This is a genomic window from Bacillus sp. 05T31 (genome assembly GCF_056396725.1).
On sequence record NZ_JBFTMA010001239.1, the window covers coordinates 1 to 618 of the forward strand.

Sequence of the window (618 nt, forward strand, 5' to 3'; positions counted from 1 at the left end):
GCATCTGCTGTGATGACCAAAATGATTACTATGCAGAACAATCACATTCTCTTAACCAAAAGAGTAACTGTTTTATTGAGACTCATACCATAGCCGGTTCGGGAACTTCCTCAACTGGAAATGTACCTCTAGATATTATCGTACCCCCTAACTCTTCAAGAGTGGTTTTTGAAGATCTTACTATTAATCACAACAAAACATTACTTCAAATATCTGTTCCTAACGATTCCGGTCCCATTGAAGTAACTATTCGAACAAGGATTTCTAACACACCAATTATCGCTACGATAGTTCCTAATGAAACAAGGATTTTTCAAGTAGAAGATTTCCAAGAACTTACCCTCACAAATAATTCCGATTCCTTTGATTTTATTGATATATTTATCAATAAAACGTTTTGTATTTGCTGCAATGATCAGAACAGCCCTTGCGATGAATGTTGCAATGAATACGACAATGATTATGATTGCTAGAATAACCGAAAAAGAAATCTCTCCTTTTACATTTTCCCATTAATACAAGAGGATGCTGTTAAAACATTTAGTGAGAGACTATTCGGATAGCAATGTTTGCAAATACAAAAAATGCGGTTTCTCTTATCACGAGAAACCGCATTAC

1 pseudogene is annotated in these 618 nt (G+C 35.0%); it reads left to right on the forward strand.

Features of this window, described 5'->3' with window-relative positions:
• Positions 1-473, forward strand: a pseudogene (locus AC1DJR_RS32665) (exosporium protein D); the annotation flags it as partial.
• Positions 474-618: the final 145 nt, after the last annotated feature.